Consider the following 14,889-nt stretch of genomic DNA (forward strand, 5'->3'; position numbering starts at 1 on the left):
GGCTAATCCTTCAGGGCCGGGTTGGTGCTGCCGCAGACCGGGCAGTCGGGGTCGGCGGGCAGGCGCAGGGTCTGCCACTCATGGGCCAGGGCATCGAAGCGGCGCAGGGTGCCCGCCACCGGGCTGGGGCGCCCGAGCAGCAGCTTGAGTGCTTCCAGCGCCTGCAATGAGCCCATCACGCCCACCAGGGGGCCGGTGACGCCGCTGCTCTGGCAGCTCTCCCTTACTGCGGTATCCGCCGGGTAGAGGCAGGCGTAGCAGGCATGCTCAGGGGCGCTGCGCACCATCAGCTGACCCTGCCAGCCGACGGCGGCCGCCGAGATCCAGGGCTTGCCCTGCTCGACGCAAGCGGCGTTGATGGCGTGGCGGCTGGCGAGGTTGTCGCAGCAGTCGACAACCAGATCCACCTCGGCCACGAAGCCGGGTAGGCTGGCCCCATCGAGACGCTGGTTGATGGCGATCAGCTCGACATAGGGGTTGTGGGCCGCCAATCGCTCCCGGGCCAGCTCCGCCTTGGAGCGGCGCAGCCCCTCCCCGTCGAACAGGATCTGGCGCGACAGGTTGCTGGAATCCAGGGTGTCGCCGTCGGCGAGCCAGAGCGTCCCCACCCCGGCCCCGGCGAGATAGAGGGCAAGCGGTGAGCCGAGGCCGCCCAGGCCGACGATCAGCACCGACTTGCCCTTGAGCCTCACCTGCCCATCTTCCCCAATCTCGGCCAGCATCAGCTGCCTGCCGTATCTCAGGTACTCTTCGTCGCTCAGCGACGCCTCGTCAGAGAGCATGTTCCACCTCCTGCGCTGCTATGGCGGAGCGCGCCGGATCCCCGGACCCCACGGCAGCCAGCAGACGAGCCGTGGCCCCCCGCCAGTCGTCACTCCCAGTGATGGCGGAGACCAGGGCGATACTGCCGACCCCGCTTGCCTTGACAGCCGCGACCCGCTCCTCGCCGATGCCGCCGATGGCGACAGTTGGCCACTGCGCCATCAGTGCGCGGTAGTGGTGCAACCGCACCAGCCCCTGGGGGCGGGACAGCATCGCCTTGGTATTGGTGGGGAAGATATGGCCAAGCGCTATATAGGAGGGGGCGAGTTCGCGGGCCCGCATCAGCTCGAAGTAGCCGTGGGTGGAGATGCCGAGGCGCAGCCCGGCGGCCTGGATGGCGGCGAGATCCGCCGTTTCCATATCCTCCTGACCCAGATGCACACCGTAAGCACCCGCCTCGATGGCCTGCTGCCAGTAATCATTGATAAAGAGCCGGGCCCCGAAGCGGCTCCCCAGGGCCACCGCCGCCGCAATGGCGGGCATCACTGCATCGGCGGGCAGATCCTTGATGCGCAGTTGCAGTGTCCTGACCCCGGCTTCCAGCAGCCGCTCCAGCCACTGCACCGAATCCACCACGGGATAGAGGCCGAGACAGTGTTCGGTCGAGACAAAAGGCCCCTGGGGCAGGCGAGCGCTGCTTGTCTCATGCAGGCCGAAGCGGCGATCCAGCGTTGATCCCGCCAGCACGGCGCGGGGGAAATGAGCAAGATCCCCGGGCCAGCCGAGATGGGCGATAGGGCCGGGGCCCGATCCCACTCCCTGCGCTGCCGCCAACCCCTGTTGCAGGTAGGCGCGCGCCAGGGTGATGGCGTCTTCCACCGGGTAATCCAGCGCCACCACGGCGGCGATGGCGCTGGCGTAACAGCAGCCGGTGCCGTGGCCATGGCGGGTATTCAGGCGCGGCGCCGCGAGCCAGAACTCGCGGTGCTCATCCTGGTAGTAGTCCAGACAGAGATCCCCGCCCCACTCAAGGTGACCGCCCTTCACCAGGACGGCGCGGGCACCGAGCTCCCGCAGCCTGGCCGCGCCCGCTCTTACCAGCGCGGGGCTGGTCGCCGGAATGCCGGTCAGGGCTTCCAGCTCGGGGCCGTTGGGGGTGATGAGCGACAGCCTTGGCAACAGGTGCTCACGCACCGCCGCCAGCATGTTGGGCTCCGCCATGGGGGTGCCTGTGCTGGCGATAGCCACGGGGTCATAGACCACGAAGGGGACACCTATCGTATCGAGCCGCCGGGCCAGCACCTCCACGTGGAGCCTGGTCGGCAGCAGACCGATCTTGATGGCGGCCGGGGGCAGATCGACGCCGAGGGCGTCGATCTGGGCGCAGAAGGTCTGCATCAGCACAGGATCCACCATCTTCACCGCCACCGAATTCTGGGCCGTGATGGCGGAGATGACGGAGCAGCCGTGCACCCCGAGGGCGTGCAGGCTGTGCAGATCGGCCTGAATGCCGGCACCGCCCCCGGAATCTGAACCGGCTATGGTCCAGACGATGGGCTTGCTGCTCATGCCTCTTCCCGCTCCTCTTTGAGGGCCGCCGCCTGATGGTAGAGCTCGCCCCCCTTCTCCTTGAAGGTCTCCGCCATACGGTGCATCCCGCTCTCCACCTCCGCCACCACCCGTTCCTGCTGGCCATCCATGCCCACCAGTTTCACCTCGACGGCTTCCAGCTTGGCCGCATAGTCACGCACGTCCTGGGTGATCTTCATGGAGCAGAACTTGGGGCCGCACATGGAGCAGAAGTGGGCCACCTTGCCGGACTCCTGGGGCAGGGTCTCGTCGTGGTAGGCACGGGCGGTCTCGGGATCCAGCGCCAGGTTGAACTGATCCTCCCAGCGGAACTCGAAGCGCGCCTTGGACATGGCGTTGTCGCGGATCTGGGCGCCCGGGTGCCCCTTGGCGAGATCCGCTGCGTGGGCGGCGATCTTGTAGGTGATGAGGCCCTGCTTGACGTCCTCCTTGTTCGGCAGCCCCAGGTGCTCCTTGGGGGTGACGTAGCAGAGCATGGCGCAGCCGTACCAGCCGATCATGGCGGCGCCTATGCCGGAGGTGAAGTGATCGTAGCCGGGGGCTATGTCGGTGGTGAGCGGGCCCAGGGTGTAGAAGGGCGCCTCGTGGCAGTGCTCGAGCTGCTCCGTCATGTTGCGCTCTATCATGTGCATGGGCACGTGACCCGGCCCCTCTATCATCACCTGGACGTCGTACTCCCAGGCGATTTTGGTGAGTTCCCCCAGGGTGTGCAGCTCGGCGAACTGGGCCTCATCGTTGGCGTCATAGACGGAGCCGGGACGCAGGCCATCGCCCAGGGAAAGCGCCACGTCGTAGGCGGCGCAGATCTCGCAGATCTCGCGGAAATGCTGGTAGAGGAAGTTCTCCTTGTGGTGGGACAGGCACCACTTGGCCATGATGCTGCCGCCACGGGAGACGATGCCGGTGAGGCGCTTGGCGGTCATGGGCACGTAGCGCAGCAGCACGCCGGCGTGGATGGTGAAGTAATCCACCCCCTGCTCGGCCTGCTCCAGCAAGGTGTCGCGGAACAGCTCCCAGGTGAGATCCTCGGCGATGCCGTTGGTCTTCTCCAGCGCCTGATAGATGGGCACGGTGCCGATGGGCACAGGGCTGTTGCGCAGGATCCACTCGCGGGTCTCGTGGATGTAGCGACCGGTGGAGAGATCCATGACGGTGTCGGCGCCCCAGCGGGTGGACCAGACCAGCTTCTCCACCTCCTCCTCGATGCTGGAGGTGACCGCCGAGTTGCCTATGTTGGCATTGATCTTCACCAGGAAGTTGCGGCCGATGATCATGGGCTCGGCTTCCGGATGGTTGATGTTGCTCGGGATGATGGCGCGGCCGGCAGCCACTTCATCGCGCACAAATTCGGGGGTGATGTTCTGTGGCAGGCGGGCGCCGAAGCCCTGACCCGGATGCTGGCGCAGCAGCAGCTCGGAGCGCACCCGCTCGCGACCCATGTTCTCGCGAATGGCGATGAACTCCATCTCCGGGGTGACCATCCCCTGACGGGCATAGTGCAGCTGGGTCACCCGGCGACCCGACTTGGCGCGCAGCGGCTTGGGCAAATTATCGAAACGCAGGTGATCCAGCCCCTCGTCGGCGAGACGCTCCTGGGTGAAGGCGGAGCTGAGATCATCCAGGGCTTCGGTGTCGCCACGCTCCAGCACCCAGGCTTCACGCAGGCGCGGCAGGCCGCGGCGCACGTCTATCTCGGCGCTCTCGTCCCCATAAGCCCCCGAGGTGTCGTAGACGGGCACGGGATCGTTCGGCTCGAACTGGGGCTCTTCCTTGCTGCCGCCGACGAAGGTGTCGGCCAGGACGATCTCCCGCAGCCCCACCCGGATATCGGGACGGGAACCCTGAATGAAGATGCGTCTGGAGTTGGGATGGGCCATGCCCTTGAGGTTGTCGATAAAGGCCTGGGCACTGGAGCGCTGCTCCCGGCGGCTGGCGGGCACGGACTTGCTGTTTTCAGAAGAGGTAGACATAGCAAAACTCACATTAACTGGTTGAAGTTATGGGTGTTTGCTTGTCTGGAGTTCGAGGAGAAGTGATGAACTTGCAATCTGGGTGTGCTCTCAAGAGGGAGCGAGCGCGGGATGGATCATCCCTGCTCTGCCGTCCCGCCCCCTTGTGGGGGACATTCGCCGCCCTGGCGGGCAAGCGGTGGGACGACCTCCCTCCTGTGCGCCTGTTCTTGCCCGGGGTTCCCCTCCTGGCAAGGGGGAAGTGGCTACTCCCCCGGCGCGGCAACTCGCAAGTTACCCTTGTTTCCCTTCGCAGGTCTTAACCTGATCAGGTTCCACGGATCCCGAATTAACGGTCTCAGCTTTGCGTCGTTCGACGGTCAGCACTCCGACAAGATGGCGCCAGTATAAGTGGGGAATTTTAAAGTACAAGTCATTAACAAGGGGAAAGAACAACCAGCCGCAGACGCGGCTCACTCATCGGGATCGAGTGTGTCCTCCGGGTTGGGGATCAGGATCTCGGTCAGACGGCCAGCATCATCCCGGCTCAGCACCAGCCGGCGGCCCGGTTGCAGATCGGCGCGGCTGCCGTTCACCCAGCGGGTGCCGGCATCAAACACCAGCACCCCCAGTTGCTGCAGCAACAATGTCTGACCCGTGCTGGCGAGCAGATTGTCCTCCGCCCGCCGCCACTGGGCGCTCTGCACCGGATCCGGCTCAGCCGTGCGCAGCCGGATCTGCTCGGCAACGCCGTAGCGGCTCTGGATGGCGAGGTGCATGCCAGGCCTCAGATCGTCATACTGCACTACGCCGTGCAGCGCGGCGCTGCCGAGCTCGAGCTCGGCCCCCTGGAACTGCAGGCGGAGGCCGTCGTTGTGCTCCAGCTCCACCAGCCAGAGCTCGGGCTCGTCGGCAAGGACGTGAAAGGAGAGCAGCAGGAACAAGGCGGTTCTGGTCATAGCAAACAGGCCCATGGTCAACCCGGCGAGGAGGTTTAACTATGGGCCTGGACGGGCAATTTTTCCGGTTCACTGGTGCGGCGGCTCAGTCGTCCTCCCGGCAGCGGCTCAGACGCATGCCATCGAAGCTGCACTCCAGCTCCAGCCAGCGCCCCTCGAAGGGGGTCAGGCTCTCATCCGAGGTGACATAGCCCCAGACCCGGCCCCCTTCCACCGGCCCCTCCAGCTCCATCTCATGCTCTTCTTCCAGCGGCTCCACCTCGCGGACCAGCCGCCTGTCTCCCTCGATCACCCCTTCCAGATCGACCCAGGTACCGCCGAGATCGTCTTCGTCCAGACCATCCTTGAAGCGGGTCTGCTCATCGATCACGAAGGGAATGCCGTTGACCATCAACTGGCCCAGTTGCCAGCTGGTGCGGCCGGTCAGCTTGAACTCGGCCGCCTGCACCAGACCAAAGGGCAATAAAATCAATAGCCAGAGGGCGCAGAGAGACTTCTTCATCGGGGATCCTCGGGGTTACACTGGCACACAGGATGTCTCATCCGGTGTGAAATGGCCGTGAAATGCCGGCCCAAACCAGGAGATCAGAGCATGAAAATACTGGTGGTGGAAGACAGTCCTCAGGTGGCTGAGACCGTCATGGACTATCTGGAGCTGGCCGGGCACAGGGTAGACTGCGCCTATCACGGCCAGGCAGCCCTGCAACTGCTGGCCGAGCAACGTTTCGACGTCATCATCATGGACGTCATGATGCCGCGCCTGGACGGCCTGCGCACCGTCGAGCGGTTGCGTTCGGACGGCATCGCCACCCCCGTGCTCTTTCTCACCGCTCGCGACAGCCTGGACGACAAGCTGGCAGGTTTCAAGGCGGGGGGCGACGACTACCTGGTCAAGCCGTTCGCCATGGAGGAGCTGGAGGTGCGGTTGCAGGCCCTGGCCCTGCGCGGCCCCCGCAGCGACATGGGGGCGTTGGCGTTCGGCGAGCTGGAGGTGGATCCCGCCGCGGGCCGCGCCACCCGCGCCGGGGTGGAGCTCAAGCTCGGCAAGATTCCGTTCCAGATCCTCACTCTGCTGGTGAAACGGGCCCCCCATCTGGTGACGCGCCAGGAGGTGCTCGACACCGTCTGGGGCGATGAGGAGCCCGACTCAGACGCCCTGCGCAGCCACATCTATGCCCTGCGCAACGCCCTGGACAAGCCCTTCCCCAGTCCCATGCTGGAGACATTGCACGGCCAGGGCTACCGGCTGGTCAAACCATGAGCCCCCCTGCCCCCCCAAGCCAGCAAGCCTTGAATCTGCCGAGCCTGCGCAAGCGCCTGATCCTGGCGCTGGGCGGGGCCGGCTTGTTGCTGCTGCTGATCCTGAGCCTGCTGATGGTGGTGGCCGAGGACAAGATGGAAGAGCTTAGCCTGCGCCACTGGCTGGAGGCTGAGGTCACCCGCTACAACGATGACTGGCTGCGGCTCGGCCATGCGGCCCCCGCCCCCAGCCCGCGCCAGTTTTCCAGCTACTGGACGGAGGCGGGACGCCTGCCTGCCTGGCTGAAACCCTACCAGACCCCCGGCTTCTTCGAGCACCAACTCGGCGAGGAGGACAAACACTTCCTGGTGCACGCACACCCCTCGGGCAAGGGCCTGCTCTATCTGGTGTTCAACGACGACGCCGACGACTACCTGGATCCTTACGAAGACAGGTTGCACCTGGTCACCCGGCTGATCGGGCTGGCCCTGCTGCTCGGCTGCATAGCGTTCGGCATCTGGCTGGTACGCCACATCACCCGCCCCCTGGACAGGCTGCGTCAGCGCGTCGCCCACCTCACCCCGGATCAGGTCGACTTCATGCCGGACGCCCCCTGGCAGGAGCTGCGGGAGATCGAGCTGGCGCTGCTGGCGGGCAAGCACGAGGTGGCCGCCGTGTTCGCCAGGGAGCAGGAGTTCAGCCGTTTCGCCAGCCATGAGCTGCGCACTCCCAACATGGTGATCCAGGGCTCGGCCGCCCTGCTCGGCAAGGTGACCGACCTGCCCGCCCCCGCCGCCCGGGCCGCCAGCCGCATTCGCGCCGCCAGCGACGAGATGGCCCTGCTCACCGAGACCTTCCTGCTGCTGGGGCGCAAGGAGGCGGTCGAGCGCCCCCCGCAATGGGTGGCACCGCTGATCCAGCGGGAGCTGGCGCGCCTCGCCCCCTTGCTGCAGCGGGAGAACCTCGACATCCGCCTCAATCTGGACGAGCAGAGCGAGGTGCGGGCCCCCCTCTCCCTGCTCGCCATCGCGCTCGGCAACCTGCTGAAGAATGCCCTGAGCTACGCCGAGGGTCACATCGAGATCGCGCTTCAGGGGCAGGTGCTCACCATCAGCAACCCGACGGCGGCGGCGCCGGATCAGATCCTGGGCTACGGCTGCGGCCTCACCATCATCCAGCGCATCTGCGAGAAGCTGGACTGGCAGATAGAGACCCGGCTGGAGGATGGTGTCTTCAGTGCCAGGCTGGCAATGATCACCAGCGAACCCACGAAGGCATAGCCCCCTCATCCCCGGCCCTTCTCCCCCGAGGGGAGAAGGGAGACAACAGACACTCCCCGGCAAGCCCGCCGCCCACCCGACCAGATAGCAACAAGGCGCCCGAGGGCGCCCTGTTTTTACCTGTCTGACACTCGTCCTAGACTCATTCCGCCGGCTTGTGCTTGCGACTCGCCTTGAGCTCCAGAAAATCGATGATCTTGCCCGCCACATCCTTGCCGGAGGCGGCCTCGACCCCTTGCAAGCCGGGGGAGGAGTTCACCTCCAGCACCAGGGGGCCACGGGCACTGCGCAGGATATCCACCCCGGCCACATCCAGCCCCATGATCTTGGCGGCCTGCACCGCAGTCGCGCGCTCTTCCGGACTTATCTTGATCGCCTCGGCGGTGCCGCCACGGTGCAGGTTGGAGCGAAACTCCCCCGGCTGGGCCTGACGACGCATGGCCGCCACCACCTTGCCATTGACCACCAGACAACGAATGTCGGCACCGTTGGCCTCGCGGATATACTCCTGCACCAGGATGTTGTTGTTGGTCTGGATGAAGGCCTCGATCACGCTCTCGGCGGCCTTCTGGGTCTCGCACAGCACCACGCCTATCCCCTGGGTCCCCTCCAGCAGCTTCACCACCAGGGGCGCCCCGCCGACCATAGTGATGAGGTCGGGCACGTCGTGGGTGCTGTGGGCATAGCCGGTGATGGGCAGGCCGATGCCGTGGCGGGAGAGCAACTGCATGGCACGCAGCTTGTCTCGGGAACGGGAGATGGCCACCGAGCTGTTGAGGGCCATGGTATTCATCATCTCGAACTGGCGCAGCACGGCGGTACCATAGAAGGTGATACTGGCACCGATGCGCGGGATCACGGCGTCATAGCTCTCCAGTTCCCGTCCTTCGTAGTGGATGGAGGGGCTGTGGGAGGCGATGTTCATGTAGCAGCGCAGGGTGTCGAGCACCTCGACCTGATGCCCGCGCGCCTGCGCCACCTCGACCAGGCGGCGGGTGGAGTAGTTGTTGGGCTCGCGGGATAAAATGGCAATATTCATGACAATTCCGCTAGAAGGCAGTGCCTGGGCAGGATGGGGCGGGAGAGTATAAAGTGCCACAGCGCCAAGACAACGCCAATTGTTTCTCCTGACAACAAGACAAACCACGCAGAACTCTGCTATGCCATCCCGCTGTCATCCAGATGTAAAACGGCGGCACCAGACTGGTCTGTCCCCCAGTACAGGATGCCGCCGTTGTTCGTCAAAGATCAATCTGGACTGACCGGTCGCAACGCCTTAATGCAGGTTTGGCCCCAGCCAGCGCTCGGCCTCCACCAGCGTCATGCCTTTGCGCTGGGCATAGTCTTCCACCTGATCGGGCTGGATCTGCGCCACCGCGAAGTACTTGCTGTCGGGGTGGGAGAAGTACCAGCCGGACACCGCCGCCCCCGGCCACATGGCGTAGGACTCGGTGAGCTGCATGCCGATGGCCTGCTCCACACCCAGCAGCTCCCAGATGCTGCCCTTCTCGGTGTGCTCCGGACAGGCAGGATAACCCGGCGCCGGGCGTATGCCCTGATAGTTCTCGCGAATGAGCTCCTCGTTGCTGAGGGCCTCGTCTGGGGCATAGCCCCAGTGCACCTTGCGCACCTGCTCGTGCAGGTACTCGGCGAAGGCTTCGGCGAGACGGTCGCACACCGCCTGGATAAGGATGGCGTTGTAGTCGTCGTGATCCGCCTTGTAGGCTTGCGCTATGGCTTCCTCGCCGATGCCGCCGGTCACCGCGAAGGCGCCGATCCAGTCGGGCTTGCCGCTCTCCTTGGGGGCCACATAGTCCGCCAGACAGTAGTTGGGGAAGCCCTGCTTCTCGCTCTGCTGGCGCAGGTGATGCAACACCTTGATGACCTCGGTACGGGACTCGTCCCTGTAGACCTCTATGCTGTCCCCCACCCCGTTGGCGGGGAACAGGCCTATGATGCCGGCGCAGCGCACGCTCTGATCTTTCTCCAGCTGATCCAGCATGGCGTTGGCATCGGCAAACAGCTTGGTCGCCTCTTCGCCGATGATCTCGTCTTCCAGAATGCGCGGATACTTGCCCGCCAGCTCCCAGCTCAGGAAAAACGGCGTCCAGTCGATGTAGGGGCGCAGCACCGAGACGGGCACATTCTCAAAGGTCTGCACACCCGGCTCGCGGGGCGCAGGGGGCTCATAGCCGACCCAGTCCAGCTGATGGCGGTTGGCGCGGGCGTGGGCCAGGGAAACCGGCTTGGAGCGTGGCTGCTTGCGGGCATGCTGATCCCGCGCTATCTCGTACTCCTTGTCGATGCGGGCGACGAAGGCGGGCTTGAGCTCGGGGTTCAGCAGGCTCTGGGCCACCCCGACGGCGCGGGAGGCGTTCGACACATAAACCACGGGTTCGGAATAGTTCTGCTCTATCTTCACCGCGGTGTGGGCCTTGGAGGTGGTGGCGCCGCCGATCAAGAGCGGCAGCTTGAAGCCCTGGCGCTCCATCTCTTTCGCCACGTGCACCATCTCGTCCAGGGACGGGGTAATAAGGCCGGACAGGCCTATGATGTCCGCCCCCACTTCCCGCGCAGTCTTGAGGATGGTCTCGCAGGAGACCATGACCCCGAGATCGACGATCTCGTAGTTGTTGCACTGCAGCACCACACCGACAATGTTCTTGCCGATGTCGTGCACGTCCCCCTTGACGGTGGCCATCACGATTTTGCCGTTGCTGGAACCGCCGGACTTCTCCGCCTCTATATAGGGCTGCAGGTAGGCGACCGCCCGCTTCATCACTCGCGCCGACTTCACCACCTGGGGCAGGAACATCTTGCCGGCGCCGAACAGGTCACCCACCACGTTCATGCCGTCCATCAGCGGCCCCTCGATCACGTGCAGCGGCTTCTCGGCCCCGGCCCGTGCCTCTTCGGTGTCCTCCTCGATGAAGTCGGTGATGCCCTTGACCAGGGCATGCTCCAGCCGCTTGCCCACCGGCCAGCTGCGCCACTCCTGATCCCGGGGATCCTCCGCCTGGGCGCCGGCGCCGCGATACTTCTCGGCGATGGCCAGCAGATCCTCGGTGGCGCTGTCACTCAAGTTGAGCACCACGGCCTCGACCTTCGCCTTCAGCTCCGCCGGAATGTCTTCGTAGATGGCGAGCTGACCGGCGTTGACTATCCCCATGTCCATGCCGTTCTGGATGGCGTGGTAGAGGAAGACGGCGTGAATGGCTTCCCGCACTGGCTCGTTGCCGCGGAAGGAGAAGGAGACGTTGGAGACGCCGCCGGAGATCATGGCGTGGGGCAGATGGGTCTTGATGTCCTTCACCGCCTCGATGAAGTCCACCGCATAGTTGTTGTGCTCGTCGATGCCGGTCGCTACCGCGAAGATGTTGGGATCGAAGATGATGTCTTCCGGCGGGAAGCCGACCCTGTCCACCAGGATCCGGTAGGCGCGCTGGCAGATCTCGAACTTGCGGGCACGGGTATCGGCCTGGCCCACCTCGTCGAACGCCATCACGATGACGGCGGCACCGTAGCGGCGCAGCAGCTTGGCCTGCTCGATGAATTTATCCTCCCCCTCCTTCATGGAGATGGAGTTGACCACCGGCTTGCCCTGCACGCACTTGAGGCCCGCCTCCAGCACCTCCCACTTGGAGGAGTCGATCATCACGGGCACCCGGGCGATGTCGGGCTCGCCAGCGATGAGGTTGAGGAAGCGCACCATGGCCGCTTCGGCGTCCAGCATCCCCTCGTCCATGTTGATGTCGATGATCTGGGCGCCGCTCTCCACCTGCTGCTTGGCCACATCCAGGGCCTCGTCGTAGAGCCCCTCCTTGATGAGGCGCTTGAACTTGGCCGAGCCGGTGACGTTGGTGCGCTCCCCCACGTTCACGAACATGGACTCAGAGGTGATGATGAGGGGCTCGAGGCCGGACAGCCGGCAGGCCACCGGCAGCTCGGGCAGGGCGCGGGGCTTGATGCCCGCCACGGCGTCCGCCATGGCACGAATATGGGTCGGGGTAGTGCCGCAGCAGCCCCCCACCAGGTTGAGGAAGCCGCTCTGGGCCCATTCGCGGATATGATCCGCCATTTCACCCGCATCCAGATCGTACTCGCCGAAGGCATTGGGCAGACCGGCGTTGGGGTGGGCGCTGACATGGGTCTCGCTGATGCGGGACAACTCCTCCACGTACTGGCGCAGCTCGTCCGGGCCCAGCGCACAGTTGAGGCCGAACGACACGGGTTTGACGTGGCGAAGCGAATGATAGAAGGCTTCCGTGGTCTGGCCCGAGAGGGTGCGGCCGGAGGCATCCGTGATGGTGCCGGAAATCATCACCGGCAGGCTGTAGCCCAGCTCTTCGAACACCAGATCCACCGCGAAGGCGGCGGCCTTGGCGTTGAGGGTGTCGAAGATGGTCTCGATCAGTATGAGGTCGGCGCCCCCCTCGATGAGGGCGTGGGTCGATTCTGTGTAGGCGGCCACCAGCTGGTCATAGGTGACGTTGCGCTTGCCGGGATCGTTCACGTCCGGCGAGATGGAGGCGGTGCGGTTGGTGGGACCCAGCACCCCTGCCACGAAGCGCGGCTTGTGGGGCTCTTTGGCCGTCCACTCGTCTGCCACGGCACGGGCCAGACGGGCCGCCTCCCGGTTGATCTCGGCCGAGAACGCTTCCATCTCGTAGTCGGCCATGGCGATGCGAGTGGCGTTGAAGGTGTTGGTCTCGAGGATGTCGGCCCCGGCGGCACAGTATTGATCGTGGATCTCGCGGATCACCGCCGGCCGGGTCAGCACCAGCAGATCGTTGTTGCCCTTGATGTCGGTATGCCAGTCGGCAAACCGTTCACCGCGATAATCCGCCTCACCGAGCCTGTACCCCTGGATCATGGTGCCCATGGCACCGTCGATGATCAGGATCCGCTCCTTGAGACAGGCTTCCAGTTTCTTTGTTACGTCCGACTTCTTGCTCGACTCTATGCTCGACACCGCTTCTACCCCTTACATCCATGCAACTGCGTGAGGTCCATCCTAGCAGCAAAAAAATCAAATGGAAATCTAGCCGTCTATCTGTCCGAAATATCGAGCATATACTCACAAATGGGTAATGAGTAAGATGTGGCCCGAGAGTACCCTATGCCCGTCCTCAACGGGGATACGTGCTTGCTGTTTACTAAAGAGAAAAATAACTATGAGCGTCTACTACACACTCTGTTTCTTGGCAGCGTTGGCGATCTTCATCGCCTTTGCCAACCAGTATGTCGTGAAGATCCAGACCACCATCGCCATCACCGCAGGATCCATGCTGATCTCCGCCCTGATGGTGCTGTTTGGTAAGTTGGGTTGGTTCAATCTGGAACCTCTGGCCGTCGAGACCATGGAAAGCATCGACTTCCAGAACTTCCTGCTGAAGGGGATCCTGGGCTTCCTGCTGTTTGCCGGCGGTCTCGGCATCAATCTGAAGGCATTGCGCAGCCAGAAATGGGAGATCACCATTCTCTCCATCGCGGCGACCCTGCTCTCCACCTTCATCATCGGCTACGGCTTCTGGTTCATCGCCAAGCTGCTGGGCTGGGAACTGCCGCTGGTCTATTGCATGCTGTTCGGTGCCCTGATCTCCCCCACCGACCCCATTGCCGTGCTCGCCATCGTCAAGAAGATGAAGGCACCTCCCCAGATCGCCATCCAGATCGAAGGGGAGTCCCTGTTCAACGACGGGGTCGGCCTGGTGATCTTCGCCACCGTCTTCGCCGTGGCCTTTGGCGGCGTCGAGCCCACCTTCGGCAGCGTGGCTGGCCTGTTCCTGCATGAAGCCCTCGGCGGCATCCTGTTCGGCGCCGTGCTGGGCCTCATTGCCCACGTGATGATCAGCGCCACCGACGACGGCTCCCTGGAGCTGCTGCTGACACTGTGCATCCCGACCGCGGGCTTCGCCTTTGCCAACATGATCGGCGTCTCCGGCGCCCTGGCCATGGTGGTCACCGGCATCATGATAGGCAACTGGACCCGTCAGTCAGGCTTCTCCGAGCAGAGCCGCCACCACCTGGATCACTTCTGGGAGTTGATGGACCAGTTCCTCAACGCCCTGCTGTTCCTGCTGATCGGCCTGGCCCTGGTGCTGCTGGATCTGGCCTGGCAAGACTGGATCCTGCTGGTCATCGCGGTGCCGCTCTGCCTCGCCGCCCGCTTCATCAGCGTCTCCCTGCCCTATGTGGCCTTCCGCAAGTTCCGCAGCTACAACCGCTTCTCGGTGCGCATTCTCACCTGGGGCGGCCTGCGCGGCGGTCTGGCCATGGCCATGGCGCTGGCACTGCCCTCCGGGGTCATGGTGCTGCCAGAGCAGGGCGTCGATCTGCGGGAGGTGATCCTGGTGATGACCTACTCGGTGGTGATGTTCTCCATCGTGGTGCAAGGCATGACCATCACCCCGATGATCACCGCCGCCAAGAAGGCCAGCGGCGACTACTGAGTCAGCCGCAGGCCGTGACTGGCAAAGGCAGAAGGGCTCCCTCGGGAGCCCTTCTCGTTGGCGGTCTGGCAATGGAAGATGCGGCATCGTCGCGACATCGCACAATTAGTGTTTGCTTTTTATTCATTTCGAAGAGAGAATGCGCACCGGCTAGTTAATCAGCCCAGTTTATGTTCGCAATGCTTCAACGTTAGATGAATCCTGCCAGTACCCACATAACCTTCCTCTGATTTACTCGCCTTGAGAACCGTCAGGCTGTCTGCCTGCGTTGCCCGGCTCTCACGGTGCAGACCCGATCTGCCCACCCAATTTGAACTATGCATCCGCATATTCCTTGATAGTGCAGACGCCCTTATGGGGCTGGGTATTCCTGCGCGGATCTGACCGCGCCCATTGACCTACATTTGCAAATACAAGGAGCAATTATTTAATTTATATAGAGAAATACCATGATGAAAGCCGTACAAACACACAAACCCCTGCGTCGCAGCAAACCCATCAACCTGCCCGTGCAAGAGCATGATTATGATGCGTTTCTGATCCAGTTCAGCACCCGCTCCAGCGGTGGCTTCGCCATCTCCTGTGATGGCATCCCTGGCGAGTTCTCCATCGAAGAGCTCAACTGATCCTGCCCACCGGCAGCACACGATGCAGACA

General features: G+C 63.9%; 11 protein-coding genes and 1 riboswitch. Of the genes, 4 read left to right on the top strand and 7 right to left on the bottom strand.

The features are described 5' to 3' along the window. Positions 1-2: 2 nt before the first annotated feature. The 5 genes from KI797_RS18870 to KI797_RS18890 all read right to left on the bottom strand — a co-directional run bounded on the left by KI797_RS18870 (position 3) and on the right by KI797_RS18890 (position 5,762). Positions 3-782, bottom strand: coding sequence for a HesA/MoeB/ThiF family protein (locus tag KI797_RS18870; protein WP_226170610.1), 780 nt, complete (start codon positions 780-782; stop codon positions 3-5). Next, a complete protein-coding gene (gene thiE, locus KI797_RS18875) occupies positions 772-2,331 on the bottom strand; it encodes a thiamine phosphate synthase (protein WP_226170611.1) in 1,560 nt (519 codons plus the stop codon). The genes KI797_RS18870 and thiE overlap by 11 nt, the downstream gene beginning before the upstream one ends. Continuing rightward, positions 2,328-4,322 (bottom strand): phosphomethylpyrimidine synthase ThiC, encoded by a 1,995-nt coding sequence (gene thiC, locus KI797_RS18880; RefSeq protein WP_319003232.1) that lies wholly within the window; start codon positions 4,320-4,322, stop codon positions 2,328-2,330. The genes thiE and thiC overlap by 4 nt, the downstream gene beginning before the upstream one ends. A gap of 266 nt (positions 4,323-4,588) precedes the next feature. Beyond that, a riboswitch (TPP riboswitch) is annotated at positions 4,589-4,702 on the bottom strand. A gap of 72 nt (positions 4,703-4,774) precedes the next feature. After that, positions 4,775-5,260: a hypothetical protein gene (locus tag KI797_RS18885; protein ID WP_226170612.1), complete on the bottom strand. Its 486-nt coding sequence runs from the start codon at positions 5,258-5,260 to the stop codon at positions 4,775-4,777. A gap of 85 nt (positions 5,261-5,345) precedes the next feature. Continuing rightward, a complete protein-coding gene (locus KI797_RS18890; protein ID WP_226170613.1) occupies positions 5,346-5,762 on the bottom strand; it encodes a hypothetical protein in 417 nt (138 codons plus the stop codon). A gap of 90 nt (positions 5,763-5,852) precedes the next feature. Here KI797_RS18890 and KI797_RS18895 point away from each other — a divergent pair, with 90 nt between their 5' ends. Together KI797_RS18895 and KI797_RS18900 are read left to right on the top strand one after the other, a co-directional pair. Continuing rightward, positions 5,853-6,521 (top strand): response regulator transcription factor, encoded by a 669-nt coding sequence (locus tag KI797_RS18895; RefSeq protein WP_043130682.1) that lies wholly within the window; start codon positions 5,853-5,855, stop codon positions 6,519-6,521. A gap of 29 nt (positions 6,522-6,550) precedes the next feature. After that, positions 6,551-7,780, top strand: a complete 1,230-nt coding sequence (locus KI797_RS18900) for a sensor histidine kinase (protein ID WP_226173179.1) — start codon at positions 6,551-6,553, stop codon at positions 7,778-7,780. A gap of 142 nt (positions 7,781-7,922) precedes the next feature. Here KI797_RS18900 and rimK read toward each other — a convergent pair whose 3' ends face one another. After that, positions 7,923-8,819, bottom strand: a complete 897-nt coding sequence (rimK, locus tag KI797_RS18905; RefSeq protein ID WP_226170614.1) for a 30S ribosomal protein S6--L-glutamate ligase — start codon at positions 8,817-8,819, stop codon at positions 7,923-7,925. A 237-nt stretch (positions 8,820-9,056) separates the two neighbouring features. Continuing rightward, on the bottom strand, positions 9,057-12,752 hold the full coding sequence (gene metH, locus KI797_RS18910; protein ID WP_226170615.1) for a methionine synthase: 3,696 nt from the start codon (positions 12,750-12,752) through the stop codon (positions 9,057-9,059). A gap of 202 nt (positions 12,753-12,954) precedes the next feature. Here metH and KI797_RS18915 point away from each other — a divergent pair, with 202 nt between their 5' ends. After that, complete coding sequence (locus KI797_RS18915; RefSeq protein ID WP_041206775.1) at positions 12,955-14,232, top strand: cation:proton antiporter; 1,278 nt, start codon at positions 12,955-12,957, stop codon at positions 14,230-14,232. A gap of 449 nt (positions 14,233-14,681) precedes the next feature. After that, positions 14,682-14,858, top strand: a complete 177-nt coding sequence (locus tag KI797_RS18920; protein WP_005326732.1) for a hypothetical protein — start codon at positions 14,682-14,684, stop codon at positions 14,856-14,858. The last annotated feature ends 31 nt before the right edge of the window (positions 14,859-14,889 follow it).

This window comes from Aeromonas media, assembly GCF_020423125.1.
Classification (GTDB): Bacteria; Pseudomonadota; Gammaproteobacteria; order Enterobacterales; family Aeromonadaceae; genus Aeromonas; species Aeromonas media.

What these genes read in the sequence shown, in the direction of transcription:
- KI797_RS18870 (WP_226170610.1), bottom strand. Translation starts at nt 782, where the DNA reads ATGCTCTCTGACGAGGCGTCGCTGAGCGACGAAGAGTACCTGAGATAC.
- KI797_RS18915 (WP_041206775.1), top strand. Translation starts at nt 12,955, where the DNA reads ATGAGCGTCTACTACACACTCTGTTTCTTGGCAGCGTTGGCGATCTTC.
- KI797_RS18895 (WP_043130682.1), top strand. Translation starts at nt 5,853, where the DNA reads ATGAAAATACTGGTGGTGGAAGACAGTCCTCAGGTGGCTGAGACCGTC.
- thiE (WP_226170611.1), bottom strand. Translation starts at nt 2,331, where the DNA reads ATGAGCAGCAAGCCCATCGTCTGGACCATAGCCGGTTCAGATTCCGGG.
- thiC (WP_319003232.1), bottom strand. Translation starts at nt 4,322, where the DNA reads ATGTCTACCTCTTCTGAAAACAGCAAGTCCGTGCCCGCCAGCCGCCGG.
- KI797_RS18890 (WP_226170613.1), bottom strand. Translation starts at nt 5,762, where the DNA reads ATGAAGAAGTCTCTCTGCGCCCTCTGGCTATTGATTTTATTGCCCTTT.
- rimK (WP_226170614.1), bottom strand. Translation starts at nt 8,819, where the DNA reads ATGAATATTGCCATTTTATCCCGCGAGCCCAACAACTACTCCACCCGC.
- KI797_RS18885 (WP_226170612.1), bottom strand. Translation starts at nt 5,260, where the DNA reads ATGACCAGAACCGCCTTGTTCCTGCTGCTCTCCTTTCACGTCCTTGCC.
- KI797_RS18920 (WP_005326732.1), top strand. Translation starts at nt 14,682, where the DNA reads ATGATGAAAGCCGTACAAACACACAAACCCCTGCGTCGCAGCAAACCC.